The sequence below is a fragment of the Niallia sp. Kr1 genome, assembly GCF_050389805.1.
Lineage (GTDB): Bacteria > Bacillota > Bacilli > Bacillales > Cytobacillaceae > Bacillus_BD.
This window is the reverse complement of the sequence record NZ_CP130945.1, coordinates 2,561,803-2,588,052: the sequence shown is the minus strand read 5'-3', so window position 1 is coordinate 2,588,052 and position 26,250 is coordinate 2,561,803. Positions and strand designations below refer to the sequence as shown.

28 protein-coding genes are annotated in these 26,250 nt (G+C 36.7%); 6 read left to right on the top strand and 22 right to left on the bottom strand.

Annotation, left to right across the window (positions count from 1 at the left end; translation table 11 throughout):
• Positions 1-177: 177 nt before the first annotated feature.
• Entirely contained in the window at positions 178-615 is a 438-nt protein-coding gene (locus Q5760_RS12475; RefSeq protein WP_428907972.1) for a hypothetical protein, read from the top strand.
• 71 nt (positions 616-686) lie between these two features.
• Here Q5760_RS12475 and Q5760_RS12470 read toward each other — a convergent pair whose 3' ends face one another.
• The 7 genes from Q5760_RS12470 to ggt form a co-directional block, all read right to left on the bottom strand.
• Positions 687-2,084 (bottom strand): sensor histidine kinase, encoded by a 1,398-nt coding sequence (locus Q5760_RS12470; RefSeq protein ID WP_428907971.1) that lies wholly within the window; start codon positions 2,082-2,084, stop codon positions 687-689.
• Entirely contained in the window at positions 2,074-2,778 is a 705-nt protein-coding gene (locus Q5760_RS12465; RefSeq protein ID WP_428907970.1) for a winged helix-turn-helix domain-containing protein, read from the bottom strand. Before Q5760_RS12465 ends, Q5760_RS12470 begins: the two co-directional genes overlap by 11 nt.
• A 166-nt stretch (positions 2,779-2,944) precedes the next feature.
• A complete protein-coding gene (locus tag Q5760_RS12460) occupies positions 2,945-4,180 on the bottom strand; it encodes a S1C family serine protease (protein ID WP_428907969.1) in 1,236 nt (411 codons plus the stop codon).
• 242 nt (positions 4,181-4,422) lie between these two features.
• Positions 4,423-4,605 (bottom strand): hypothetical protein, encoded by a 183-nt coding sequence (locus tag Q5760_RS12455; protein WP_428912569.1) that lies wholly within the window; start codon positions 4,603-4,605, stop codon positions 4,423-4,425.
• Between the two features lie 279 nt (positions 4,606-4,884).
• Positions 4,885-5,415 carry a chromate transporter gene (locus Q5760_RS12450; protein WP_428907968.1) on the bottom strand — a complete coding sequence of 177 codons (531 nt, stop codon included), beginning with the start codon at positions 5,413-5,415 and terminating at the stop codon, positions 4,885-4,887.
• A complete protein-coding gene (locus tag Q5760_RS12445; protein ID WP_428907967.1) occupies positions 5,412-5,993 on the bottom strand; it encodes a chromate transporter in 582 nt (193 codons plus the stop codon). The genes Q5760_RS12450 and Q5760_RS12445 overlap by 4 nt, the downstream gene beginning before the upstream one ends.
• Positions 5,994-6,097: 104 nt before the next feature.
• The gene (gene ggt / locus Q5760_RS12440) at positions 6,098-7,753 is read right to left on the bottom strand and encodes a gamma-glutamyltransferase (RefSeq protein ID WP_428907966.1); all 1,656 of its coding nucleotides are present in this window, start codon (positions 7,751-7,753) and stop codon (positions 6,098-6,100) included.
• A gap of 136 nt (positions 7,754-7,889) precedes the next feature.
• On the opposite strand from ggt, the gene Q5760_RS12435 reads away from it, so the two are divergent.
• Positions 7,890-8,408 (top strand): CBO0543 family protein, encoded by a 519-nt coding sequence (locus Q5760_RS12435; RefSeq protein WP_428907965.1) that lies wholly within the window; start codon positions 7,890-7,892, stop codon positions 8,406-8,408.
• Positions 8,409-8,636: 228 nt separating this feature from the next.
• Here Q5760_RS12435 and Q5760_RS12430 read toward each other — a convergent pair whose 3' ends face one another.
• Complete coding sequence (locus Q5760_RS12430) at positions 8,637-8,840, bottom strand: LysE family transporter (protein WP_428912568.1); 204 nt, start codon at positions 8,838-8,840, stop codon at positions 8,637-8,639.
• A gap of 675 nt (positions 8,841-9,515) precedes the next feature.
• Positions 9,516-9,665 carry a hypothetical protein gene (locus Q5760_RS12425; protein ID WP_428907964.1) on the bottom strand — a complete coding sequence of 50 codons (150 nt, stop codon included), beginning with the start codon at positions 9,663-9,665 and terminating at the stop codon, positions 9,516-9,518.
• A gap of 233 nt (positions 9,666-9,898) precedes the next feature.
• Here Q5760_RS12425 and Q5760_RS12420 point away from each other — a divergent pair, with 233 nt between their 5' ends.
• On the top strand, positions 9,899-10,315 hold the full coding sequence (locus Q5760_RS12420; RefSeq protein WP_428907963.1) for a DUF1284 domain-containing protein: 417 nt from the start codon (positions 9,899-9,901) through the stop codon (positions 10,313-10,315).
• Positions 10,316-10,396: 81 nt separating this feature from the next.
• On the opposite strand, the gene Q5760_RS12415 is transcribed toward Q5760_RS12420, so the two are convergent.
• From Q5760_RS12415 to Q5760_RS12385, 7 genes are all read right to left on the bottom strand, one after another.
• The gene (locus Q5760_RS12415; RefSeq protein ID WP_428907962.1) at positions 10,397-12,214 is read right to left on the bottom strand and encodes a LysM peptidoglycan-binding domain-containing protein; all 1,818 of its coding nucleotides are present in this window, start codon (positions 12,212-12,214) and stop codon (positions 10,397-10,399) included.
• A 218-nt stretch (positions 12,215-12,432) separates the two neighbouring features.
• Entirely contained in the window at positions 12,433-12,756 is a 324-nt protein-coding gene (locus tag Q5760_RS12410; protein WP_428912462.1) for a BC1872 family protein, read from the bottom strand.
• Between the two features lie 273 nt (positions 12,757-13,029).
• The gene (locus Q5760_RS12405; RefSeq protein WP_428912461.1) at positions 13,030-13,767 is read right to left on the bottom strand and encodes a GTP pyrophosphokinase; all 738 of its coding nucleotides are present in this window, start codon (positions 13,765-13,767) and stop codon (positions 13,030-13,032) included.
• 70 nt (positions 13,768-13,837) lie between these two features.
• On the bottom strand, positions 13,838-14,665 hold the full coding sequence (locus tag Q5760_RS12400; RefSeq protein ID WP_428912460.1) for a glycosyltransferase family 8 protein: 828 nt from the start codon (positions 14,663-14,665) through the stop codon (positions 13,838-13,840).
• Between the two features lie 683 nt (positions 14,666-15,348).
• Positions 15,349-15,621, bottom strand: coding sequence for a hypothetical protein (locus tag Q5760_RS12395; RefSeq protein WP_428912459.1), 273 nt, complete (start codon positions 15,619-15,621; stop codon positions 15,349-15,351).
• On the bottom strand, positions 15,611-16,891 hold the full coding sequence (locus Q5760_RS12390; RefSeq protein WP_428912458.1) for a hypothetical protein: 1,281 nt from the start codon (positions 16,889-16,891) through the stop codon (positions 15,611-15,613). The genes Q5760_RS12395 and Q5760_RS12390 overlap by 11 nt, the downstream gene beginning before the upstream one ends.
• Positions 16,845-17,519 carry an IS607 family transposase gene (locus Q5760_RS12385; protein WP_428912457.1) on the bottom strand — a complete coding sequence of 225 codons (675 nt, stop codon included), beginning with the start codon at positions 17,517-17,519 and terminating at the stop codon, positions 16,845-16,847. Before Q5760_RS12385 ends, Q5760_RS12390 begins: the two co-directional genes overlap by 47 nt.
• Before the next feature lie 48 nt (positions 17,520-17,567).
• Between Q5760_RS12385 and Q5760_RS12380 the strand changes: the two genes are divergently transcribed.
• The 3 genes from Q5760_RS12380 to Q5760_RS12370 all read left to right on the top strand — a co-directional run bounded on the left by Q5760_RS12380 (position 17,568) and on the right by Q5760_RS12370 (position 20,920).
• Positions 17,568-18,692: an NADH-dependent flavin oxidoreductase gene (locus Q5760_RS12380; protein WP_428912567.1), complete on the top strand. Its 1,125-nt coding sequence runs from the start codon at positions 17,568-17,570 to the stop codon at positions 18,690-18,692.
• A gap of 264 nt (positions 18,693-18,956) precedes the next feature.
• Positions 18,957-19,781, top strand: a complete 825-nt coding sequence (locus tag Q5760_RS12375; RefSeq protein WP_428912456.1) for an aldo/keto reductase — start codon at positions 18,957-18,959, stop codon at positions 19,779-19,781.
• Positions 19,782-20,197: 416 nt separating this feature from the next.
• On the top strand, positions 20,198-20,920 hold the full coding sequence (locus Q5760_RS12370) for a CBS domain-containing protein (protein ID WP_428912455.1): 723 nt from the start codon (positions 20,198-20,200) through the stop codon (positions 20,918-20,920).
• Positions 20,921-20,970: 50 nt separating this feature from the next.
• Here the strand turns inward: Q5760_RS12370 and Q5760_RS12365 are convergent, their stop codons facing one another.
• The 6 genes from Q5760_RS12365 to Q5760_RS12340 form a co-directional block, all read right to left on the bottom strand.
• Positions 20,971-21,393, bottom strand: coding sequence for an MFS transporter (locus Q5760_RS12365; RefSeq protein ID WP_428912454.1), 423 nt, complete (start codon positions 21,391-21,393; stop codon positions 20,971-20,973).
• A complete protein-coding gene (locus Q5760_RS12360; protein ID WP_428912566.1) occupies positions 21,365-21,829 on the bottom strand; it encodes an MFS transporter in 465 nt (154 codons plus the stop codon). Before Q5760_RS12360 ends, Q5760_RS12365 begins: the two co-directional genes overlap by 29 nt.
• Positions 21,830-22,458: 629 nt before the next feature.
• Positions 22,459-23,343, bottom strand: a complete 885-nt coding sequence (gene bphC, locus Q5760_RS12355; RefSeq protein WP_428912453.1) for a biphenyl-2,3-diol 1,2-dioxygenase — start codon at positions 23,341-23,343, stop codon at positions 22,459-22,461.
• 32 nt (positions 23,344-23,375) lie between these two features.
• A complete protein-coding gene (locus tag Q5760_RS12350) occupies positions 23,376-23,705 on the bottom strand; it encodes a non-heme iron oxygenase ferredoxin subunit (RefSeq protein WP_428912452.1) in 330 nt (109 codons plus the stop codon).
• Positions 23,706-23,955: 250 nt separating this feature from the next.
• The gene (locus Q5760_RS12345) at positions 23,956-25,137 is read right to left on the bottom strand and encodes an acyl-CoA dehydrogenase family protein (protein ID WP_428912451.1); all 1,182 of its coding nucleotides are present in this window, start codon (positions 25,135-25,137) and stop codon (positions 23,956-23,958) included.
• Positions 25,138-25,228: 91 nt separating this feature from the next.
• Positions 25,229-26,077: an alpha/beta fold hydrolase gene (locus tag Q5760_RS12340; RefSeq protein WP_428912450.1), complete on the bottom strand. Its 849-nt coding sequence runs from the start codon at positions 26,075-26,077 to the stop codon at positions 25,229-25,231.
• Positions 26,078-26,250: the final 173 nt, after the last annotated feature.

The window sequence follows — 26,250 nt, the reverse complement described above, 5'->3', positions numbered from 1 at the left end:
ACAAACTATTAACAAAAATAGAAGGGTTTATGACTTTTCATCATACACAGACGTATTTTACGATAACAAGTCCTCTACTTTGAGAGAAAATGACATACTTTTTGAGATCGTTAAAGGTTTTAAAATATTATATAATTCAATAAGGGGCTTTGTTATTAGATAGAAGGGGGGATTTTTATGTCGAAGAAGACCCATGTTTACCTTATCATCAGTCTTATTTTTGCAGCATTTTTAACTGGTTGCACCAATAAAACTCCAAAAGAATTTCACTTGGATCAACTTACTAGAGTAGATGTTGAAGTGGTTAATGGTAATAAAAGTGATCAAGAAGATGTAATGATTACAGATGAAGAAACGATCGATATAATAAGAAAAACATTCGACCACATTAAATGGGAACCAAATGTTCAGCCTAGCATGGATAGAAAAGAAGATGTAAAGGCAACTTTGTTTTTTAAGTATGACGAGAATATGCCTGATAGATTATTTGAATACCAGATTTGGTTCAACCAAAACAATACAGCAACAATTATTAGCAACAATGAAAAAGAAGGCTACGGAGATTTAGATAAAGTTCATGCTCAGACATTAAAAAATATTTTTCTAGACAAATAAAAAGAGCAGCATGATACTGCTCTTTTATTTGTTATCTGAAAAAATTTATCTGCTAGTATTCTTTTGAGAAATTATTTCTTAATAGGAAAACTCATGACAAATTTAGTCCCTTTTCCCTTTTCACTATAAACATGAATGTCACCGCCATGAAGTTGAACGAGTTTTTTCACGATCGAAAGCCCGAGTCCAAATTCACCATAAGGGGTAGATGTTCTTGAAATATCCGCCTTATAAAAACGACCCCAAATGTTTTCGATCTCTTCAGGATCAATTCCAATTCCTGTATCTTCAATTTCGATTATTGTTCCTTTGTAACCCACTTTTCCCCTTAAGGTAATACTCCCATTCTCCGTAAACTGAATACTATTTTTTGTAATATTAATCAAAATTTGTACGAGTCGATCATAATCTGCGTAAATCGTTACATATTCTTCAACTTCTAAAAGAATCGTAGTGTTTTTCTCGTCTGCTAACATTTCTAATTGGTCTTTAATAATTTCTAACACTTCAACCAGTTCAATTTCCGTTTTCTTTAATGTTACTCCATTGGAGCGGATTTTTTCATAATCGAGATTTTCATTGACTAATCGAATTAACCGTTTGGTTTCTTTACTGACCAGTTCCATGCCTTTCTCTTTTTCTTCTTCAGGAATCATATGATTTTTGATTCCCTGAATCACCCCGTTAATGGTCGTTAATGGAGTGCGTAGCTCATGAGATACATCGGCCATAAATTGACGTCTTCGATTTTCTAAACTCTCGATTTCTTCATTGGATTGATGAAGCTTTTCTACCATATGATTAAAATCTTCTCCAAGTTCACCGATTTCATCAAAATTCGAAGAAGGCAATCTAACAGAATAATCTCCTGCCGCAATTAAAGAAGTGGCTTCTTGAAGCTTTTTAATTCGATTCACATGAATCTTTGACAATACCCAGCTCAATAATAACGCTACGGCCAGTGCGATCAGAACGGCATACCATAAATATTGATTAATTTGTGAGATCATTTCTCTTGAACCACTTATAGGGGAAGCCAATAGGATACCACCTAGAAAAAATCCATCCTTCACATAGGGGAGTAACACAAAAGTGACGGCTTGGTCAAATCGGTTCCTGTCTTGCTTAACCGTTACGGTTTGACCTTGTTTAATTTTGTTCCATTCTGCATCTTTTAAAATGATACGTCCACCAGTTGGATAAATGATTCTCCTGTCTTCATCAAATATCATATATTCAATTTTCCTACCAGCTAATATATGACTATAATCAGATAAAACTTCTCGATCCATGATTCTCATTTCCAGATCTTTCATAATGTTTTCACCATACTCCGTTAATTCTTCTGCCTTATCGGTATAAACTAATGTTTCGACATAATGGGAAAACAATACACTTAGCACGATAAATGCCACAATGATAATACTAATATGACTTGAAATTTGTTGATAAATATATTTAAATTTCATTTTCTACTAAAACCTCATCAAACTTATAGCCGACTCCCCAAACCGTATGGAAAAATGGCTGATTTGCAGTACCTACTTTTTTTCTCAGTCTTTTAATATGAACATCAACCGTCCGTTCATCCCCATAAAATTCATAGCCCCAAACGTGCTCCAATAATTGCTCTCTAGAAAATACTTGTTTCGGATGCTGTGCAAAATAAACTAACAGATCAAATTCCTTTGGGGTTAAATGGTTAATGGGTTGACCGTGAAGAAAAACTTCACGTGTGTCTTTATTAATCTCAAAATAAGCAGTTTTTAAAATAGCATTGTCTACTTGTCTCACATTGTTTGCTTGATAACGACGTGTTACAGCTTTAATTCTTGCCATTAAAGCTAATGGACTAAAGGGTTTCGTCACATAATCATCCGCCCCCATTTCAAGGCCCAATACTTGGTCTGATTCACTGTCCTTTGCGGTTAACATGATAATCGGAACGGTATTTTTTTCTTCGCGGATTTTTCGGCAAATGGTCATGCCGTCCATACCAGGGAGCATCCAGTCAATGATGATCACATCCCACTTTCCCGATTTACTGTGTTCGTATCCCTCCAATCCGTCACTAATAAATTCTCCTTTTATACCTTCCTTTGCAAAAAACATTTCTAGCATGGAAGCCACACTCTCATTATCTTCTATAACTAATATCCTCATGTAACGCCAACTCCTAAAATATACATTCATTGCAATCTTCTTTTTTAACTTAAAACGAATTCCAAGTTTGTGCAACTATTATCCAAGTTCTTAACTCTTTTAAAAAAACAAAAAAGGAAGCTGTTGCTCCCTTTTACTTGTACCAATTTCTCGCTAGATACCATGATTAATGACTGCTAGATAATGTTAAATCAATGGTTTTCTTTTCATTGCCTCGATATACCTCGAAACTTGCTTGATCTCCTACCTCAAGTTCTGTATATAAATATTTTCGTAAATCATTCGAACTTCGTATGGATTGACCATTAATCGAAACAATCACATCTTGAACTTGAAATCCCGCTTTTGCCCCCGCTGAATTGGGATCAATGTTTGTTACGACAGCTCCACCTTCTATTTCATTCGGAAGATTCTGTATATATATTTGTGGAATTTGCGAAAGATCCGCTAAGCCCACCCCAATATAGGGTCTTTCCACTTTCCCTTTTTCCATGATTTCATTAATAATGGGGACAAGGTCGTTACTTGGAATCGCAAAGCCTAATCCTTCGACTCCATCCTCAGCAATTTTCAAACTATTAATTCCCATTAATTGTCCGGAAGTATTTACTAAAGCCCCTCCACTATTTCCAGGATTAATCGCAGCATCGGTTTGAATGACATTTAAGTCCCTTTTACCTGCTGATGTCGAAACTGCAATTGTACGATCGACCGCACTCACAATTCCTTGTGTAACGGTATTGGATAAATCTAGTCCAAGTGGATTCCCAATAGCAAGTACGGTATCACCTGCTCGTAACGAATCAGAATTCCCAATCTCTAATGGTTGACTAGCATATTTTGCGTCAATTTTTAAAACGGCAAGATCGGTTAAAGAATCGGCACCGATAAGCTCGGCTGTTGTCTTTTCTCCACCATGGACCGTAACCTCTATTTCTTGGGCCCCTTCAATGACATGATTGTTTGTAACAATATAGGCATGTTCTCCATCAATTTTAAAGATCACTCCCGTACCAGATCCACTTTCCACGGTTTCCGATTGGTTTTTATTGGGTGTGAAGAATCCCTGATTTAAGGTTTGTTTTTGCCTGTTTACAATCCCAACAATCGATTTTGATGCTTGGTCGACCATATCCGCAATCGAATTGGATGAAGTTGTTGAGGTTGGCTGAATGTTAACTGCACCCGATTTAGTAGTCGTATTTTCTAGCTGTCCTGGTACCTGCTGTTCATTTTCCCCATTAAACGCTGGGAAATAATCTGTATTCGAAACAACCGTTAAAGTTAGAACAGACCCAATGATTCCTCCGGCTAAAGTTGTCATAAATCCTTTTATTCTAGGCTTTCTCTGTTTTTGAGGTGCTTCGACTCTACTATTATTTTGTTCATTATATGGATTCATCCTTTTTCCTCCTAGCTATTGGAAAATCTATCAATGATTGTATTTTCATTTTAGTTAGGAATTATGAACAAACTATTAACAAACTTTTAATAGAGAGAGAAAAGTATTAAATGAGGAGAGGGCAATGATAGAATGACCTAGATCATGGGGGTGTTATTTGTTAATGTTGATAAATAATTATAATTAAGGGAACCCCATTGAGGGTTTCCCTTATTCCTATTTATCCGTTACTTAACCATTTTCTATTTTCTTTTAAAAATCGTTGTATTCTCAATGCGAATTGAATAAACCTCTCCGCAATCTAAACAAAAGGTGTAAATTTTATTTGAACCACTTATAGACATTTTGCTAAGTTTAATCGGCATATAATCTGTTCCTTCTGCGAATTCAATGCCTCCACACTTAGAACATTTTTTATTCTCCATACTCACACCACTTCTCCTGTTTGTTTTTTAATACGGTATCGTTCTCAATAAGTTTCAACTATTATCATTATTTCGAAAAAATTATCCCCGATGATTCCAATTATTTTCGAAGGAATATCGCTTGAATATACTAGTAAAAAAACTACAATCCACTCTATACTCTTTCTGAGTTCAGCACGAAATAGTAAAGTATTGTGAACTTTTACATGTTATAGAATATAAAGAATAAAAGCCAAGCTTTCAAAAGAAAACCTGTGCTTTCGATTTCTTTCTGTACTTTTATCCTAAAAAGATCGCTCCAAACACCAGTCCTCCGACAATCACAAAGGCTGGATGCACCTTCCACTTTTCTAATAAAAAGTAGGTTAAAATGGCAATAAAAAGGGTTTCCCATAGACCATTTGTAAAATAAGATTCATAAAAAAAATCAAAGGTAAGGGTTCCCATTAAGACAGCAACAGTCGGTAGAACCACTTTTGACAACCTCTTGACTCTTGGGGAATCTTTATACCGATAAATCAAACTTAGTAATACAACCATTAATATTAGGGACGGAGCCACCGTTGCAAACAAGGCGACAAACGAACCAAGGACTCCGCCAACCTCAAACCCGATATATCCAGCCATTTTCGTAGCAATGGGACCTGGCAAGGAATTTCCTAACGCCAATACCTCACTGAATTGACTTGTGGTCATCCACCCATACCGGTCTACGACTTCATGTTCAATCAACGGAATCGAAGCCGGTCCGCCTCCATAACCTAATATTCCCGGGATAAAAAACGCCAAAAATATGTGTAAATAAATCATAGACTCTCACTTTTTCCTTCGACTTTAACTTCCATTTTATTTTTCTTTTCAGGTAAAATCAATGCCCCGACCAACAACACACCAATAACAATACCAGGGTGTATGTGAAGCACGACAATACATATTATACTGACAAAAAGTAGAATGATACCGTTTTTCCAACCTAATCCATTCTTTGCTTTTTTCAAGAAACTCCAGGTCAACACACCCATCATCACGCCCACAATGGGAACAACAGCATCTGTCATTCCCTGAACTCTCGGATTGTCCCTAAATTGATTAAAGGAAGTTAGTAATGCCAGCATTAATAGAACAGTTGGAAAGATGGCGGCGATTAGGGCAACGATTAATCCCCTGATGCCTCCGACTCGATAGCCAATATATCCAGCCATTTTTGTATTAATCGGACCTGGAAGTGTATTTCCAAGCGCCAATACATCACTAAATTCCTCATCATTCATCCATTTAAATGTACCGACCACTTCTTTATGAACCAGCGGAATCGCTGATGGTCCTCCCCCAAAGCCTAACATCCCCGAACGAAAGAAGGCGATGAATATATTTAGATAAAGCTTCATTCCTGTAAACCACCTTTTTAAAACAGGGAACGGTTCTCCTGTTTCAGATCTTTTCCTATATTTTACTAAAATCTAATATAATAGAATAGAAGATTTTAAAATAACTAATATCCGATAGCCGCTCCGTCTCCCCGAGGATCTGCGCCCCCGAATTTCACACCCGTATTTTCATCAATTTTAATCGCTCCCGCATGACCCATTATATCTGTAAAATCATCTAGAACCTCTACTTCATGCCCCCTCCTTTGCAAGGTTGAAATGACATCATCAGATATTCTCCCCTCGAGCTTCAAGCTGTTTGAGGAAGCTCCCCATGTTCTTCCATACAACCATCTTGGCGCCTCAATCGCCGCTTGAACAGGAAAATCATAATCGATTATTCTTGTAACAAGTGCTGCTTGTGTTTGCGGTTGCCCTTCTCCACCCATCGTTCCATATACGAGGTAAAGTTTGTCATTTTTAAACAACATGGCTGGATTTAACGTATGATAGGTTCGTTTTTTGGGCTGTAACGAATTTACATGGTTCTCATCTAAAGAGAAAAAACTCCCCCGGTTTTGCAAGAGAATTCCAGTATTTTTCGGAATAAAACCAGAACCAAATTCATGATAAATGCTTTGAATCATCGAAACCGCATTCCCCTCTTGATCGACAACACCGAGCCAGATAGTATCCCCTTTAGGATCTAACTGTTTTTGGACATGTGTACCCCTTGTAAAGTCAATCCTACTCGCTAATTCCATTCCTCTTTGAACGGATAATAGTTCATCTATTGGAATTGGAGAAAACTCAGGGTCAGTTAAATAGTGATCACGATCATAGAAAGCAAGTTTAGTAGCTTCAGTTAGCAAATGATAATAATCTGCAGAGCCTTCTTCGATATAAGACAGATCAAAGTGATTCAGTATATTTAAGATCGAAAGCGAAGCGAAACCTTGGGAATTTGGCGGAGTATTATAGACTCTATAGCCCCGATAACGAATCGAAAGTGGATCTACCCAATCCGAATGATGGTCCTTAAAATCTTGATACGTCAACAGTCCGCCATGATTTTGCAGATCTTGTACTATGCTTTTGGCTAGTTCCCCCCGATAAAAATACGAACTTCCCTTGCTGGCAATTGCCTCCAGACTTAAAGCTAGATCAGGCTGGTTCATTTGTTCTCCCGCTTGATAAGACAGTCCGTTTGACTTTAAAAAGATTTTTTGAAACTCTGAAAAACGTTGGAGATGTCTAAATTCATCATCAGCGGAATCAAGGTTTGCATTTGTCCAGTATTCTTGGCTAGGTGTCACTGGAAAGCCATCTTTGGCATAATGAATCGCTGATCTTAGCAACACATCCCAGCTAAAAGTTCCCCCCATTTGATTTTGCGAATATTGAAAGGCTTTTTCCCAACCAGCAACTGCCCCTGGTACTGTATTTGCCGCCATCGCTCCTCTTGTTGGAATTTTCGTGTATCCTTGACTTCTATAAAATGAAATCGATGCTTGTTGTCCAGAACGTCCGCTGCTGTTAAGGGCTTTTAATTCTTGTGTTTTAGCATGATAGACTAACCAAAAATTATCTCCACCGATTCCATTCATATGAGGATAAACAACCGAGATGGTCGCTGACGCTGCAATCGCTGCTTCAACCGCATTTCCTCCTTCTTGAAGTACTTTCAATCCAGCTTGTGAGGCCAAGTAATGGGGAGTCGTGATCATCCCATTTGGGGCCATGGTGGTTGGACGGTAAGACATTTTACTGCTTTGATTCATGGACATTCCCTCCTGTTAGAAGCACTAGAATAAATCTTACTATTATGTAAAAAATATTTATGTTGGCAATAAATTATGTTGAATATAGCACTTTTACTAAATAGATCAAGTCGTTATATTGAAAAGGAGCCGCTTTATGCAAAAATTAGTTCTTAGACTCTTTATGCTAATCGGAATTGTTTTACTACCTGTCGCCTTTAAAAAGAAAACTGTTAAAGACTGGATCATCGTTTTCTTACTAACTGCCTTAATTTCAGCAATAGTGGATCATGTATTAGTTCAAAAAAAGTTTCTTACCTACCCTGTTCGAATTTTCCCTAATTCTTTTAAGTATCATCTTGTATTTGATTTATTACTTTGCCCGCTTGTGAGTGTTTTTTATAATCAATTCACCTATAAGGATAAATCCATTCTTCGTATTTTACGGAAACAATTATGTTTTACCATTCCACAGCTTTTGATTGAAGTGTTGGCTGGTAAATATTTAAACATGGTTCGATGGCATAAAGGGTGGAAATGGTACCACACGTTTATAAATATGAACATTAAATATTTAACCATTCGGGCATTGATGGGATTCATCAGGAGAGTTAGTAAAAAACAAGCAACAGAATTCAATAGGCATGATTATTTAGAAGAAAAGAGTAGCTTTTAATGCTACTCAACAAGACTTGCTTAAATGAGATAGATTTTTTTAGGAATAACCGAATTTTTTTTGAAGTAATTTCCTTTTAACAGAAAATATGCTAATAAAGGTAAAAATCACTATAGTTTGGACAAGAAAGATAGTCCCTAAGACTAACATTTGCAGCGAAACATGTCCGTTTTCATAATGAATATACTGTGGGAAAAAGGTCAGAAAAAACAGTGACACTTTGGGATTTTAAAGGTTCTTAATGATTTCCTTTTTGTACAAGGATCTATAATTTAAAGAGTATTTTGTAACTAGATTCAAACTTGATTCTTTTTCTGTAAATGACTTATACGCTAAATATAACAAATATACGGCTCCCGCATATGTGACTAAAGAGAAGGCTAAAGCTGAATGATAAATAACGGCTGATATTCCGATTGTCGCAGCAGTTATATGTACAAGTAATCCTGTGTAGAATCCGAATGTCGTATATATTGCATGCCTTCCTTTCCCTATTTTTTAGCCAAGCCGAATAAGTTATCAGGTACAGGCATAAGTGTAAGGACAATAGCTGCCCCCAAAAAAGATAAAAGCGTAAGAACTTCCATATATATTCCTCCACATAGATCTTAAAATGATTTTAACACAAACAGCAGCGTTCTTCTTGTATAATAGATATAAGCAGATGTATTCACTCCAAGATAAAAAGACAAATGATTGGAGGTGAAATGTATGCGTAAGCCCTTTTGGATCCCCTTATCCGTAGCTGTAGGAACCATAGTACTACTGTATATGATAGGCTTTATAGCTAATCTAGATTTTCTTCAATTTACACTCACACCCTCATATACGGAAATTTCATTAATGCCCATTGTTTTCGGAATATTGATTGGATTTATGACCGAGTATATCATCAAATTTAAAATCCAAAAATAAGAAGTTGTTTATGAAAAAAGGACATATCCTATGATTATGGCAAATAGGGTATGTCCTTTAAATTTGAAGTCGTTCATTTTTTATTAGATTTTCCACACTCTTAACACATATCCTCCGCATCCACATTGAGATTTAAATTCCGTTTTGATGGAATCGTTAAAATGGTCCACTAAGATTTTTGTTAAATAGTCATCAGGATTTCCAAAATTCGATGGTGTCACTACGTTTACATAGTAGCCAGCCTCCCGTGTCCTTCACCGCTTGGATCGCATCACGAACGACTAAACCTCTATCTTCTTCATATTCATCATGTTCAAGGGCGATTGACCAATTCTTCTCCATCATTTCACCTCTTTTTCTAAATCATATAATAAGAGTTTGAGATGAAATGTGATTTGTATCATTAGAACACTGACATAGATGATATAAATACGGATCCATGGCATTGCTTTGAGACGTTTGGTTATGAACAAAAATTTAAAAATCACCTTAAAGATAAACTATATTTATGTTAAAATAAAAAATGTAAACCATTATAGTATTTTAGTTTACAAATGTTCATTAGGAGAAAATTTATGTATAAATTACGAGGTCATCATCTATTTTGCCTTTTAGGCTATCAAGGCATGGGGTATTCTCAAGAATATGTTGAAAATATGACACAAGTTCATCAAACGTTAAGAAGTGATCCCCAAACCTGGGTACAAATCATTGCAGGACCTGATCATTTGTGTGAAAAATATCCAAATTCAGGTGAATACCATTGTCAAGACCCTCATATTGACAATAGAGATCGTATCATCTTGGAAAAGTTAGGACTAAAAATTGGTCAAGTGTTAAAATGGAAAGACATTGAAACGACGATCCAAAAAAATACAGTTCCCTCTGATATTGAGGTCATCTGTGAAACATGCTCATGGCGTTCATACGGGGTTTGTGAAGAAGGTATTCAGCATATTATGGAAGGTAAGGGCTTAAGGAAAGTACAATAAGTGAAGGGTGACAAAATTCCAGTCACCCTAATATTTAAAGGAAACTATTCATAATTTTCTTGCCCCTTAGCATTATTCTCATTATATAAAAGCAAGCGTTGAACCCAGTTGCCCAATATGTGGTGCGTCTGCCCAAAGAACAAAATATTGGTATCTAGTACCCTCTATTTCAATTGGAACAGGATATGTGACAATAAGTGCTGCTTGATTTCTCATCTCTGCCGGTTGGTCTGCAGAAGGGAAAATCAAACATGCTCTTTGATTTTGTATAGATAGATGCCTTGTTTGAGGAGACGATCCGTAAGGTAATAATGGATGAAAAGCTTCATTTTGACATACGGTTTCTAACCCTTCATCTGATGAAATGGCCGATATTTGAAAGAAACCATCCTTTCCTTCATACCTTTCTTCACTCACCTTTTGCCAATTGGATGGATATGAAAACCTTACTCGGTACAATTGACTGATAAAGGTGTTTATTGGAACCTCTGTAATTGGAAGCGGAGACCATTGAAGTGACGTTAAATGAGTACCCGATACCTGTCTAAACGGTACAGGATGGTTGATATCGATTATCCACATTTCAGTCGCAAATTCTTTTTGAGTACAACCAGAAAGATACCCAATGCTTCTACCAGTTATCGACCAGGTAACAGGAGTTGCAAAACAATTAGAAATAGCTAGAATTCGATCATTCTCCCCTCTTCTGCCGACTACTCTAATATGAGAAAAATAGCCCTGTGTTTCAGATGCGGTTGCACTATAGGCGATCCTAAAGGAATCTGGCGACCATGATGGGTAATAATTTTTGGCCAGAGGTCCTCCCGCTATTTCAAATACAGTACCCGTTGAAAGCTCCACAGTATAAATAATAGAAATACTTGCCCCAGGACTTGTATATAACGCAAAGTTTCCATCAGGCGAAAGCTTTACATCATTGATTGGACCCGTTGTCAGTTGCGTGATTTGTGTTTTTCCTGATCCATTAGTACGAATCCGATATAATTGATCAAGCCCTGATGAGTCATGAGCTTGAAAAAGTAATTCCACTCCGCTTGGAAACCATTGAACATCCCTTACACCAGGTTGAGGGATTCTTTGCGCCCGATGGGTAAGAATGTGATATAAAATGATCCCATTTTGCTTTACATAAGCTACTGTAGTGCTATCAGGAGACCAATCTAGCGTTAAACTTTCAGTTTCATTTAACTGATCAATAAGGGTAATGGCTCCAGTTTGAACATGAACGATATAAATATTTCGATTGATTCCCACAAAGGCAATATACTGACTATTTGGTGACCATTCCGGACGGGATAAAGAATCTCCTAATCCGTTCGTTAATTGACGATTACCTCCGGATTTGGGATTATACAACCAAATATCATCATGACCTCCACGTTGGGAATTATAAGCAATCAGACCCTCATCCCCTGTTGGAGCGTAAGGAATCGTTAACCTCATTCCTGGAAACAATCGATCGTTTGATAGTCCATTGGTTTTCCGAATAAGCTCAACGTTTGGTGAGCTTCCAGTGATAACATTAAACCTCAAAGCCAATTGATACAAAGTATCACCAGTCTGAACAACATAATAGGGAACTCCTGGCGGAACTTCTAACAGCTGTCCCTCGATGATCCAATACGGAGGCTGGAGTTGATTGGCTGCTATAATTACAGATGGAGGGATTCTAAAAAGTTGGGAAAGCTTATATACCGTATCTCCAGGCTTTACTCTTACCCGATTGACACCCAGAGGAATGGCTAATTGTTGCCCGATAAAAATCGTGTAAGGAGGTGATAGATTATTAGCAGCAATTAAACTTTCAAGTGGTAATTCCCATCTCCTGGATATTCCATATAAGGTATCACCTGATTGTACGCTGTAAAAATACTGCATACAGATTCACTTCCTTTTTTTCTAAAAAGACTTTAATTTGAAATGAGCTCTTTCATTATATTAATCAATAATCTGAAATATTTATGAACTTTAGGTTAATCAATCTTAATAAAGGCTCTTCCTCTAAGAAGTCAAAAATAAACAAAAAAAGGACGACTCTCATTCCATTATTAAATGTTGAGTCATCCTTTCTTGGTTTTGATCTGTAATGAAACTAATTAACACATAGTACGCCAAATCTCATTGTCGTCAATATTTAAATTACGTTCGATAATATTATAGGCAGCATCTGTGATGGCTTGTGCTTGCGTGTTACCAGTACCAGAAATATTGTTGAAACGAACTTCTGTTGGACCACTGTTTGTATACGTAAATCCAAATTGCTTCAACCTTTCCACAATTAGCATCGCATGTTCAATATTTTGCTCGGGTTGGAAATCTGAATCTTGGATAAACATACGGTTTTCATAATCGTACCAACGGTCCCATCTATTAAGTTTCCAACCAAGTATTCTTCTTGCAATAGAATCCACTTGTTTCATGTTACATCGCTCCTCTTTAGGATTTTCTTTTTTTAAAAATTAACTTACATCTTTCTCGAAATATTTGTTATATAACAAATAAATTAATTAAAGATATTATATAACAGAAGATGGATTTTTACCACTATTTTTTCTAAAAACTTTGATTTTACTCAAAAATACGTAAGACACCTATGACCTTCCGAAACTTTACAGTTTCGCGAAATAAAAAAATGATTTCTAAGATCCATCATCTATGAATCTTAGAAATCACCTTCTTGTTTCATTTCCTTATTAATCTGTAATATCCATATTTTCCATCATTTGCTCCATTAAATCTCTCGGATTAAAAATCAACTGATCAGTAGGCTGTGCTGGATCGTTTTCCTTTAAAATATTGATTTCCATATTGATCTGCTCCATTTTCCGATCGAGTTCAGCGACCATATCAGCTGCTTCTTTTAATTGTCTACTTAAATACTCAGGGATTTGCTTATTATATTTATAGTAAATTTTATGTTCAAGACTCGCCCAGAAATCCATGGCAATGGTACGAATTTGCATCTCTACGTACACATCTATTTTTCGATCAGACATGAACACGGGAATCTTCATAACAATATGTAGACTTTGATACCCATTTGGTTTTGGATGTTGAATATAGTCTTTCACTTCTACAACTTCAATATCTGATTGTGCTTGAATCATTTCACTAACACGATAAATATCTGATTCAAAGGAACAAATAATTCGAATTCCCGCAATGTCTTTAATATTCTCTTGAATCGCTTCTAATGATAGTGGCAAATTTTTCTTCTGCACTTTTTTCAAAAGACTTTCAATCGATTTCACTCGAGTATTGACATGTTCAATCGGATTGTAATCATGAACTAAACGAAATTCTTCTTTTAATATGTTAACTTTCGTACTAATTTCTTCTAAGGCAAATTGATAGGCAAGACCAAATCGGGTTATTTTCAAACGCAATTCATCTAATGTTTCTGTGTTAATTGGTTGTTGTTGTAATTTCATTCTTAGTGGGTTCCTTTCTATAAAGAAAAAAATCAAATACAATTGTTCAATTTCCTTCAATGTATAAATATTATTGAACTGCACCTACTGACTTATTCAAAGCTAAATGTTCATAATGTTTATATAAGGAATAGAATTTACCACTATAATGTTTCTTCCATGGTTTTTTCTTTCCGCAAAAATGAAGAATGACCGTATTTCTGAAAATAAAATCCATGTCACAGATGCCGCCATTCTTGATTTTATAATAATTGTAGTAGCGTACATCATAATTATACAATTTCTCATCTAAACTCTTTATTTGTTTCGAGTATAGAATATTAATCACATCTTGATCTGGCATAATTAATTTGGCTCGATTTTTTTCAACAAATTCAAAGATAGTGTTCTTGTCAATCCATTCTCTCTGCAATTCCAAATTCATTAATAGTACCCCTGAGTTATAATAAGCATCCATTTCGTAATGATTTAATCGAACCTTATTCACTCCTTTGACCATCACATGGTCATGGTATGCCGCTGCATACAAATAGCTATCCATATCCGTTTCATATAACTCTCTGACTGGGTTGATCACTAATATATCAGGGTCTAAATATAAAATTCGGTCTAATTCCTTCGGTAAGAATTCAAATGCTAGCAGTCGATAATACATTGCTTTTGTATAATGTAAAAGAGTCGGTGCGTCCTTAAAATAGCTATCGTCGATTCCAATTACTTCTAATTGACTACCATCATTTCGAATAAACAGATCTAAATCCTCTAATTCTTGTTTCGCTATACTAGAATGTATTAAATAGATAGTAAAGGAATTACCATGATTATTGAGAAAAAGAGATTTAAGCATCACTTTTAACGGTTTTATATAATTTGAATCCAACGTAACGAGTATATTCATTTTAAAATCAATCCTACCTCACATTCTTTTTACTCTTCATCATTTGAGAGTGTGACACTCTGTCATATATTGTATCACAAATGACACCGTGTCATAAAACATAAGGTAGGCTGATTGATCCCTTAATTTTTCATCTGCTAAAATAAGGATGTATAACTAATTAGTTGGACAAGACCTTCGATTTACTTTCATAAAGGATAGTCCAATTGTCAAGGCTATAATGGAATATTTCTCATGCCTTCAGATAAAATTAGGAGGAAACCGCAGTATGAATTCAAACAATCAATTAATGCTATCACCTTTAACCGTTCCTAAAAACATAGACATTTATAGTCATTCAATACAAATGCCTGTTCAAGAGATAAATTCTTGCACGTAAGACGAACAGTTTTTCTTACGAATCACGTTGGAGAGTCACGCTCCAAAACAAGAATGGAAACATCCATCTAGATAAGTTTTTAAACTCCAAATAGATTTCATTGTTTCCGTCACATGCCCATTACGTTGACCTTGAGTACAACGTACGCGCAAGGATACAGGAGTTCTATCTCGCTGTACTCTTTTCAGGCTGTTAGCCTCGCTATATAAAAAAATTAAATATGACGAGAACGGAAGTACGTGGTCCCTTCATTCCTTACAGGTATCAGGGAAGCGTTGCCCCCGTTCCAATGCAGTAAAGCCTGTTAGCGATCTGCCTTTAACAACTCAATTTTGTCCTGGAACGTATAATTCTTTTTGATATATTGGGTTAAACTCATCCAATTTCTATAATTGGATTTTTCTTTGTCAAATGTCTTTGGGAGTCCTAAAACCGTATCATATCTCGGTTGCTCTGTCCGGAAGCGAAAAGATTTTCTGGCAATCATACAAGCGGCGGAACCGTGTGAACTAAACCCGTAACGAGCCATAAACTTCATATGACCAATTTGACTTGTATAGGCGGGGTTAATAGACACTACACCTACACCCAGTTTCTTCCCCTTGGATTGGATGATTTCTTGGAATTGGGCAAAAGCAAATCCCGATAACATCCGAGCATATTTTTTTATTATTTTCTCCTAATGCTGCTTTTTTCTTGGAGAAGTTGAGGTTTTCAATCACTACCTGCTTTCCTTTTTCTTTGGCATACAGTAAGACACTTTGAATCCCATTACTCAGAGAAGCCGAAATTTGCTCTTTTCTTCTGTCATACATTTGGCAAGAAATCTTCCACTCACGTAATGGGTTCCCGAATCGATCAATTTCACAGGCAGTTAAAAAACCTGCATTTAAGTCAATTCCGATTGCTCCTCCAAGGTTTGTTGTCTCGATATCAGGTGTTTCTCTATCTACCGTCGCATAGAGATACCACCCTTTTTGTTCTCTTACAAAACGATAGGTGACGGCTTTAAAGTATTTCTGTGGTCTTCCACCTTTTGTGATACCGATGTACGCTTTCTTTGCTTCATCTAAAAAGGGTTGTCCATATGGAAATAACACGTTGGAAAAATAAATATATTTTCCGTATTTTCCTTCAAAGCAGTGGGAGACACGTAAACGAAGTTCATTCTCTAGATTGTAGGGAGCACTTTGATTTCCGAAGGTTTCGTCTTTTGACCCTACGACAAGAAATTGAGCACTGCGCTTGTTTTGCCAATCTTGTTTCCATTCTTCATGGGACTTGTACCCATTTTCTTCTAAATAAAATTGCTTGTGGAACAGTGCCTTCGAGCCAAAACAAATCCGGATTCGATTAACTTGTATATCATATTGTAACTTTGCTTGTTTCTGTTGGAGATTACGTAATTTTCGCTTCTTTTGGTGGAGGACAAACTTGATGTTTCGATATCTTTTAACGGTGTTCTCAAATTGGGGGTTCGTTGGAGTCAATTTTTGAATTTTTTCCTGCCACTTCTCTTTTTGTCTAAGATGCTTTTCGATCGATCGCTCAACTGCTATAATCTTCTCCGTTAATTGTTCGATTTTGAATTTTCTGTTTTCCTTGACCGAATCGATTTTTCCTTCCAATTGAATCCGAAGAGAATTGAATTGCCTCGCCGTGATTCCGTGATGGTTCGAAAAGGTAGACTTGATCGAGGAAACGGTTTGCTTATTCACATAAAATTGTACAAACAGTTTCCGTTCCAGTTGACCAAAAAACTCACCGTATTCCTGGAGGTAGTCTTCTGAACACAAACCGTTATTCAGTTGATTTCTCCTCAACCTTGTCTGGTAAGTTTGCAACATCGTGGATAGCTCCTTTCACTTTTTCTTGAATGATGTGATTTTTATGGCTGCGGCTTCCGTACAATTTTCCAGAAAAACTCGTTACAATTGCCAATAGATCTTCCACTAATTCCTCTTGAAGGGTTGGTTCCTTTTCTTTGTCATCCAGGACATGTAGTGTATCCCCATGACTATCGAAATAAATGTGTAAATATTCAAAGCCAAATCGGGTTAATCGATCTTTGTAGCGAACCGCCACGTCCGTAATTTGTTTGTTCTTTGCCAATGTAAGTAATTTTAGTAAACCTTTACGTTTATCATGTAAGCCCGATCCCACATCTTCTATGATATCAATCGTAGAGAAAAGAGAAGAATCGATTTTTTCTTTTATGATTTGTACTTGTCGTTCTAAATCTCCTTTTTTCTTTTGTTCGTGAGAGGAGACTCGGGCATAAATCACTAATTTTCTTTCCGTAGGTTGATCGGGATGTTTCCCTAAAATACGCTGAATCTCACTCTCAGGTATTCTCCGTTTCCCATTAGGCGTTCGTATACATTTAATTTTCCCAGCCACATCCCAACGCTGTATGGTGCGTGTGGAAACAGCTAAAATTCTTGCAACTTCACTTAATCGATATAATTTTTCCATAGTTAAATTATCCATTAATAACCACTGTTTGTCTATAAATGTCACGAAATAGACAAACAGTTTTTAACCCTTCCAAACGGAGTGGAGTTGAAAAAGCTAATCGTGATGGCGCCTATGACAAATTTCTCATCGAATCCAGATGGAACCGTTTCAGATGATGAGGTTAACTATTATGCCGGTCGATCAAAAGGTGTCAGCATGGTGATTACCGCTTGTACCTATGTTACTCCAAATGGTAAAGGTTTTCCTGGGGAGTTTGCAGGTGATTCCGATGATATGATCCCAAGCTTAAAAAGGTTAGCAAACGCAATTAAAGAACAAGGGGCAAAAGCCATTTTACAAATTTTTCATGGTGGAAGGATGTGTCCACCTGAATTAGTGCCAAATGGAGAAATTGTTAGTGCAAGTGATATACCTGCAGAAAGAGGTGGTGTTTCGACTGAAGAGCCCGAGGTCAAACCACGATCGTTAAGTGAATCAGAAGTTGAAGAAATCATTCATGCCTTTGGAGAAACGACTAGACGTGCCATTGAAGCAGGTTATGACGGTGTTGAAATTCACGGAGCAAATGGTTATTTAATCCAACAATTTTTTTCGCCACACTCCAATCGAAGAGAAGATCGTTTTGGGGGAAATTTAGAGAAACGAATGACCTTTCCACTTGCAATCATCAATGAAGTCATAAAAGTTGTAAAAGAACACGCTACCTCCCCTTTTATTGTTGGGTATCGCTTTTCACCCGAAGAGCCAGAAACTCCTGGGATTACAATGGAAGATACGCTTAAATTGGTAGATTCACTAGCTGACAAGGACCTTGATTATTTACACGTCTCATTATCGGATTTCTTTTCAAAACCTAGAAGAGGAGTCGAGAACCTTAATCAAACACGAATTCAATACCTGCTTGAAACCATTCGAGAGCGTGTTCCGCTAATTGCGGTAGGTTCCATCTACTCTGCCCAAGATGCACGTAAAGCCTTCGAAACAAGGATTCCACTGTTGGCAATCGGAAGAGAACTCATTATAGATCCTGATTGGGTTCAAAAAATAGCAGAAGGTAAAGAAAATGAAATTGTAACAGAATTGGATAAAAACAAACAAAAAGAACTGTTCATTCCCGACCCATTATGGAATGTCATCATAAATACACCAGGATGGTTTCCGGGTGTTTGATAACAAAAAAAGTTCATCTATTATAAAAGACGACTACCATTCATGTTTTGAATGTCGAGTCGTCTTTTATGATTTTGATCTAAAAAACTTTTAACACATTGTACGCCATATCCCATAGTCGTCAATGTTGCAGTTACGTTCAATTGTGTTTTTCAAATTCAATCGTTTTACTTGGAAAATTTCTATTGTTACAATAAATGGTGATTAAAGAATGGAGAGCCACTTCACTAGATTTTATAAAACAGCTAGAAAGGATGCGAATTTATGAATTACGTAACATTAAATAATGGTAGCAAAATGCCACAATTGGGATATGGTGTTTGGCAGGTACCGGATGAAGAAGCGAAACCTGCAGTTGCAACAGCTCTAAAGACAGGTTATCGTTTAATTGACACAGCAACCATTTATGAAAATGAAAAAGGCGTAGGACAAGCAATTGCTGAAAGTTCTATTCCAAGAGAAAATCTTTTTGTTACAACAAAGTTATGGAACGCTGACCAAGGTTATGAGAAAACACTAAAAGCATTTGATGACAGTTTAGATAGACTCGGTCTGGATTATGTTGATTTATATCTCATCCATTGGCCAACACCTAAATTTGATTTATATGTTGAAAGTTATAAAGCGATGGAAAAAATTTATAAAGAAGGTCGTGCCAAGGCAATTGGTGTGAGTAACTTCGATATTGAGCATCTGGAAAGAATATTAAATGAATGTGAAGTAGTTCCGACCGTGAATCAGGTAGAATGTCATCCATACTTCCAGCAGAAAGAGCTGAAAGAATTTTGTGCAAAACATAATATTTATATTGAATCTTATTGTCCATTAATGAATGGGCGCGATGTTCTACAAGATGAAGTAATCAAGGAACTTGCAACAGCGCATGGAAAAACGGCAGCTCAAGTGATTCTTCGTTGGCATTTGCAAGAAGGTTCAATTGTTATTCCAAAATCTGTAACACCTTCCCGCATAGAAGAGAACTTTAATCTATTTGACTTTGAATTAAGTGCAGACGATATGGCAAAAATCGCAGAACTTGATCGAAATATTAGAATTAACGCTGTGCCTAGTGAATATCATAGAAGATAAAGTAAAAATTCTATTTCTAGCAGTAGGGTCGTTTTCCGTCCCTACTGCTTTTTAGTGGATCTTATTGCCCATTAAGAGCGGGATAAGGTTTCGAATTTTATTCAAGTGTCTCAGAAGATTCGCACCTCTGACACACTGCTTATAAGACCATAAAAATAGAGTGGCAGATAGCTTCCATACAATAGAGGCTGTTTGTCACCCTATCATTTTTGCCTACCAACCTCCTACACTTATAGGGGCAAAGCCATAACTTTTCTTTATCATAGAATAAGCTCAAGGAATTGAATGACAAGAATCACTTCTATTTTTCTACTTTATTCCGTATACGATCATTTGTTAAAATATGATTATCATTAATAAACTTGTCCCTATAATTATATTGTTTTTGAAGATAAAAGGTTTTGGAGGAAAAAACAATGACTAGCATAGTCGAAAAAAATCTATCTGAGAGATTTGAAATCGCATTTAATCAGATTCATAGTTGGCTAAGGAAGAATATTAAAGGCGCCCATTCCGACAAATTTTCAGAGCTACTAAAAAATGGATTTCCGCAGCATTCAATCATTCGAAAAAATTATCATGATTTAAAGATGTTTGCCCGTTTACGAAATTCCATTGTTCATGAAAAGATTGGCAAAGGCTTCTATATTGCAGAGCCCCATGAAAAAGTAGTGGTACAGATCGAGAATATTGCTTCGTTAGTCTTTCAACCAAAGAACGCTCTACTAGTTGGATCCAAGCCTGTTGTGTATTACGATGAACATACTAAACTATTAGAGGTTTTAAGTGTCATAAAAAACAAACCCTACTCTATTTTTCCGATATATGACCAAAGAGGTTTTAAATGGTTGTTAACCGCAGAAAGCATTATTCAATGGCTTGCGCAAAACCTTTCGGATAAAACGATTCATTTAAATCATGTTCTAGTGAAAGATTTAGAAGGTATTAGCAAACCGAGGCCCGTTGAGTTTGTCGGTAGAGAAACAGATATGTTTGAAGTTGAAGAAATTTTTGAGGATTATCATCAAAAAAATCGGAGACTAGAAGCCGTTGTCATTACCGCTACAGGCAAAAAAACAGAAACCCCATTAGCCATTATTACTCCAAGGGACTTAGTAGAGATGGATACCATTGTTTAATTTGCAGAGTGACAGATTAAAACCAGACTGGAATACGTCTGCCGCCTATGTTAAGCATTCATGTGTTCTTTTGTTTTGATTGAAACTTTTTGACGGTGATGAAGATAATAGTAAATAATTGCTGAAAATATGACCAGTATGGCTGAGAAAAAGTACATCATTGAAAAACTAGTACCTGATACAATTATTCCTAACACAAAAGACCCAAGTCCGACACCAATATCAAAGAAAGTAAGATATGTTGCTGTCGCTAGACCACTTCTTCTAGTAGTCATTGATTTGACTGCAAATGCTTGAAGACTTGGACTCAACCTGCTGAAGCCTGCACCGATTATGGCTGCAGATAGTAAAAATACAACAGCAGTATTGGCTAGACAGAGGCAGATTAACCCTACTGTAAAAAGAAAAGCTCCACAATAGATGATGTAATGTTCATTATACTGGTCAAAAATTCTTCCAGTAACCGGTCGCAATAAAATTAGTGAGGTTGCATAAATAATAATAGAAATAACCCGCCACTGAACTCAGTTCAAGACTAAAGGTATATAAGGGAATATAAGTAAGAAAACCACTAAACGCAATGGCAACAAACATCGCTGTAATCGATACGGGAACCGCTTTGAGCTCGATCATCTTAATCCAATATGAGCACTTTTCTTGCTCACTTTTTTTCTCAAGCAGCATCTGATTGAGTTTAACCGTGCTGGAGAAAAAGAGTGACAGACAAGATAGACTAGCTAAAAAGATAAAATAGACAACATAGTTGAATTGATTAATCATCGTTAACCCAAGAAAGGGACCAACAAACATGGCCGTATTATAGGAAAGTGCATAATAGCCAATCCCTTCCCCTTTTTTGTTTGCCGGAAGGATCTCAGCAGCGATGGCTTCTGTTGCAGTCGAAGCAATTCCAAAAGATACGCCATGAAGAAAATGTAATAGAAAGAGCCCAATAAAATTTTATACAATGACGTATAGGAAGCTGGAAACAAGAAATAAAAGCAAGGATAAAACAAGAGCCTGTTTCTTGCCGTATTGATCCAGCCATCTTCCCAAAATAAACGAAATAAAACGGATGCGATGATAAAGATAGAGATGACTAGACCACTTTCATTCCCTCCGCCCCCTAATGCATCCGTCACATAAATTGGCATCGATGTAAGCAAGGAATAAAAAACAGTAAATAATAAAAAGGTACTCATCCATACCATGAAAAAGTTTCGATTCCATATTAATTGAGTATTCATATTGATCCTCTTTTTCATAAAAAGTGTATAAAACGAGAAACGAGGCCGCATAAAAAATGAAGGCATTCATGCGCGACCTCGCTATTTATCTACAATCAAATGCGCTAGTCGAATTTTAGTCTGTATACAATCTCTGAGCTTCCTCAAAACATTTCCTTCAAAAAATCCGAGACAGCCGGGGGTTGGACCCCCTGAATAGATAAAATCTTGCATTCATCTTGCCACATATAATCGTTAGGGACTTCTGTACCTGTTGCAAGCCTTCGGTACAAAAACACTTGCTGAAGGAAGTTACACTTGTAGCGTTTGTTTGACCGGCTTATGGCCCCATGCACTGATCGTATCATGTCTTGCTACTGTCCAATCATCATCAACCGGTCTTCCGTCCCACCCATACTCAACTTCTATTCCAGATGGTGTCATCGCATAAAAGGAAATCATATGATCATTGCTGTGTTTTCCAAGTGTTAACGTAATTAAATCCTCATTATCAAGACGATCGTAAGCATGCCCCACATCATCTAGTGATTTCACTTCAAACATGAAATGTTGAATCCGCTTCGGCATTGGCATACTTGCAAGGGCGAGCGTATGATGGCGTCCGTTACAGTGGAAGAAATAAATCGGGATCACGATATCAGGTCCAACACTCATTTCAATAATGTCGGATAATTTGAAATCTAATAGTTCCGTATAAAAAGTCATAGCCTCCTGAACATCTGGTACGTTTCGCACGATATGTCCAATTCCTTGTTCATCTGTAAGGAAACCTGAAACACCTGTTGGTGATACAAATGGCTTATTGAAAGCTTCAGTTGCGCCATAGTAGATTTCAAGTGGTAACCCATACGGATCTGTTAACGAGATGATATCAAGAACCCCGCGTCGTTTTGCTAGTTCTACATCACCTGTCTTTACTTCCACACCTGCATTGATTAACTTCTTCGTCAATCTTTCAAAACTTTGAGCGTTCGCAACTTCAAAACCTGCAAAAGTAACATCATCTTCTTCACCATAATCCACCGAGATTCTCCATGCTCTAGAATCTAAACGAAATAGAGCCGTTTCATGTTTACTTTCTACTTCTTCTAATCCCAGCCCACTCGTTAATAGTTTACGCCATGCAGGAACATCTTTTACGGAAAAACCTAGATAACCTAATTGTTTAATCGTCATTTTAATATCCTCCTTTTAATTATTTTTTCTACTTATTCCCCAATGAGCACTCCATCAAAATCGATATAAACGTCTTCCCCTTTAATAAGAGTCGGGTATGTTTTCAGCGGCTGACGAGGTGGTAATGATTTAACTCTTCCTGATTGAACACAAAATTTCCCCATATGCAAGGAGCATACAATCCGGTCTCCTTCCAAGTATCCAATTTCTGATAGTGACCAGAGCCCATGTGAACAAAGATCCTGAGTTGCATATACTTCTCTGCCTATTTTGAAGACAGCTACACTTAAGTCTCCATCCTTTACATTTAATCCCCTATCTTCTGGAATATCGATTAATGTACATACCTTTGTAAAAGTCATCTTCATTCACCTAACAATTTATTTTATTGAATAAAAAAGTACGCTTAAATGATCAGACATAATGACTCTTTTCCATACCGTCTTCGTTCCTGTTTACTATACTTCAATCGACTGTCCTATTTAGAACAAAAACTACAACTATAAATATAAGAAGCGATTCCCCTATTATTATTTAAATCTCCTAATTGGTGATTTTATCGTTTCATGATTGAATGAGGAAAAATTTTAAACTGAGTGCAACTTTTATTCATTAACCATTTCGTGTTGTTTCATAACCAAAGAGATTTTTACCGTAATCTGCAACCGAATCTTCATACAATGCTGTGATATGTGTTGCGACTGCTAAAATATCTCTCGTCATTATTTCTACGATGTCACCCTTAGAAAGGGCTGCTCCCCCTAAGGTTAACAGAATTCGATTGGCAATTTCTGTACAATGTTTGATCGCTGTTGCACGGATGGAAAAAAATTCCTCAGCAGAGGTCGGGTTATTTTCATCATAGTTTTCCAATAAATCAATATAATGGTCGACCAGTAACTCTGCTTGTTTATACTTCATCGTTAGCTCTGCAAGCACTCTCTGGCTGCGCGGAGATTCTTTTTCAGGAGTTCCGTCAAGACGAATTCGTTTTTCAGTTCGTTCTTTAAATTCTTTTAACAGACGTTTCGCTCCACCAAGAGCGATATTCTGGAAACCCAGATAGAAAGTTGAGAAAAATGGTTTATGGTAAAATGGATAATCCTTGTCATAATGGTCAAACGGTGGACGTTTCATTTCGACTGCAACCTTATCTAGTCGTAGGATTCGCTCAATCGGTACATACACATTGTCAACTACGACTGAGTTACTTCCTGAACCTCTTAAACCAAAGGTATCCCAATTATTTAAAATCTCTACTTCAGAAGTTCTCATGATCGGCATACAAAACTCAGGTCCTATGCCATCTGGCATTTCCATGATAACTCCTAGACCAATCCATTCACTATGCAAGACACCACTAGCAAAATGCCATTTTCCTGAAATGCGGTAACCATCGCCATCCCTCTCTGCTTTTCCTACTGGGGCAAAGACGTCAACGACTAATCCTTCGGACGTCGCAATTTCGTCCATTCCTTTTTCCGGTAGATAAGATGGGAGCGAATTATGAAGCGGGTAGAGATATGTCAACCAACCAGCTGAGATATTATGATAAGAAACCTTTCGAATAATATGAGCAAATGTTTTTAGATCAACTTGAGGACCGCCATATTTTTTCGGAAGTAAGATTCGTGAGATTTGGGTTTCTTTAATTAAATTGACAACATTTTTAGATACTGTCCGATTTTGATCTGCTTCTACCATTTCCTGTTCCGCAAGCTTACCAACTCTTTCAGCCCCAGCTAGCAGCTCTTCAACTGTTGTATTTTCTTCTTTTAATAATTCTCTTGACATCGTAAATCCCCCTTATTTTGAATATTCAAAATATTTATCTGAAATATATGCCAAGTATAATACTACCTGGCATATAACTATTTTTACATTATTAATCTAATTTACCTTCGAAAAACTGGGTTAATAGATTCAAGAATATTTCACGCTTTTCGATTTGAATCCAGTGACCACAGCCTTTGATTAAATGCAGTTGGGCATTTGGCAGATGTTGCAGCAACGATAAACTGCTTTCTTTTGCCACAAATCGATCTTCAACACCATGTAGGAGTAGAATTGGTTGTGTCATTTGTCTTAAAGCACTCGGAGGAATCACACCCTCCCCTGGCATCATTGGGAATGCATTATTGATGTAGGAATTTCTAATTTCAGGGCGCATGACGTTTTCATAACGTTCTTTTAGAACCGCTTCTAGTTCTCCTTCTATACTCTTTAAGTCATAAACAAACCAAGTCGTTAAATTCTTTAATGCTGTATACGTTGGGTTTTTATAAAATCCTACCATTCTTACAATTTCAGGAGTAGGAGCTGCTTCTCCACCACCACTTCCCATTAAAAGGACTTTTTCAAATCGTTCGGGTGCTGTCATCAACAAGTTCAATGAAATGGCGCCACCCATTGAGTTTCCTACCAGCTTTGCCTTTTCGATTTTTAAATAATCCATTAATTCCAGTATTTGCTCAACTCGGCATTGTGTCCACTCCCAAAAACTCTTTGGAGGTGTTTCAGGGTGATCTGAATTACCAAATCCGTGATAATCAGGTGCGATGACGTGATAGCGATCCTTTAATGCAGGTAGAATATTACGCCAGTTTGTTTCTGAATTCGCTCCTGGTCCTGAACCGTGAAGAAAAATAATCGTTTCGGAGTTTGATTCCCCGCCTTCACAGAAAAATGTATTGTAGTTTCCAGTATTGATTTTTTTCGTTTCATATGATCCCATTGTAAAACCCCTTTCTTGAACCTCTCATTTGATTTGAATTCGCTTTCAATTAATATAGCGAGAGTTTTGATGATCTTTGGTTCTAATTAAATGATATATAATTCTGAATAATTAGAACACAACAAAAACCTACTAAATTATTACTCTTTTTAGTAAATTTTTTATGGTACAGA

Coding starts and splice junctions, on each gene's coding strand:
- Q5760_RS12475 (WP_428907972.1), top strand. CDS start 178: ATGTCGAAGAAGACCCATGTTTACCTTATCATCAGTCTTATTTTTGCA.
- Q5760_RS12470 (WP_428907971.1), bottom strand. CDS start 2,084: ATGAAATTTAAATATATTTATCAACAAATTTCAAGTCATATTAGTATT.
- Q5760_RS12465 (WP_428907970.1), bottom strand. CDS start 2,778: ATGAGGATATTAGTTATAGAAGATAATGAGAGTGTGGCTTCCATGCTA.
- Q5760_RS12460 (WP_428907969.1), bottom strand. CDS start 4,180: ATGAATCCATATAATGAACAAAATAATAGTAGAGTCGAAGCACCTCAA.
- Q5760_RS12455 (WP_428912569.1), bottom strand. CDS start 4,605: ATGGAGAATAAAAAATGTTCTAAGTGTGGAGGCATTGAATTCGCAGAA.
- Q5760_RS12450 (WP_428907968.1), bottom strand. CDS start 5,415: ATGATTTATTTACACATATTTTTGGCGTTTTTTATCCCGGGAATATTA.
- Q5760_RS12445 (WP_428907967.1), bottom strand. CDS start 5,993: ATGAAGCTTTATCTAAATATATTCATCGCCTTCTTTCGTTCGGGGATG.
- ggt (WP_428907966.1), bottom strand. CDS start 7,753: ATGAATCAAAGCAGTAAAATGTCTTACCGTCCAACCACCATGGCCCCA.
- Q5760_RS12435 (WP_428907965.1), top strand. CDS start 7,890: ATGCAAAAATTAGTTCTTAGACTCTTTATGCTAATCGGAATTGTTTTA.
- Q5760_RS12425 (WP_428907964.1), bottom strand. CDS start 9,665: ATGGAGAAGAATTGGTCAATCGCCCTTGAACATGATGAATATGAAGAA.
- Q5760_RS12420 (WP_428907963.1), top strand. CDS start 9,899: ATGTATAAATTACGAGGTCATCATCTATTTTGCCTTTTAGGCTATCAA.
- Q5760_RS12415 (WP_428907962.1), bottom strand. CDS start 12,214: ATGCAGTATTTTTACAGCGTACAATCAGGTGATACCTTATATGGAATA.
- Q5760_RS12410 (WP_428912462.1), bottom strand. CDS start 12,756: ATGAAACAAGTGGATTCTATTGCAAGAAGAATACTTGGTTGGAAACTT.
- Q5760_RS12405 (WP_428912461.1), bottom strand. CDS start 13,767: ATGAAATTACAACAACAACCAATTAACACAGAAACATTAGATGAATTG.
- Q5760_RS12400 (WP_428912460.1), bottom strand. CDS start 14,665: ATGAATATACTCGTTACGTTGGATTCAAATTATATAAAACCGTTAAAA.
- Q5760_RS12390 (WP_428912458.1), bottom strand. CDS start 16,891: ATGTTGCAAACTTACCAGACAAGGTTGAGGAGAAATCAACTGAATAAC.
- Q5760_RS12385 (WP_428912457.1), bottom strand. CDS start 17,519: ATGGAAAAATTATATCGATTAAGTGAAGTTGCAAGAATTTTAGCTGTT.
- Q5760_RS12375 (WP_428912456.1), top strand. CDS start 18,957: ATGAATTACGTAACATTAAATAATGGTAGCAAAATGCCACAATTGGGA.
- Q5760_RS12370 (WP_428912455.1), top strand. CDS start 20,198: ATGACTAGCATAGTCGAAAAAAATCTATCTGAGAGATTTGAAATCGCA.
- bphC (WP_428912453.1), bottom strand. CDS start 23,343: ATGACGATTAAACAATTAGGTTATCTAGGTTTTTCCGTAAAAGATGTT.
- Q5760_RS12350 (WP_428912452.1), bottom strand. CDS start 23,705: ATGACTTTTACAAAGGTATGTACATTAATCGATATTCCAGAAGATAGG.
- Q5760_RS12345 (WP_428912451.1), bottom strand. CDS start 25,137: ATGTCAAGAGAATTATTAAAAGAAGAAAATACAACAGTTGAAGAGCTG.
- Q5760_RS12340 (WP_428912450.1), bottom strand. CDS start 26,077: ATGGGATCATATGAAACGAAAAAAATCAATACTGGAAACTACAATACA.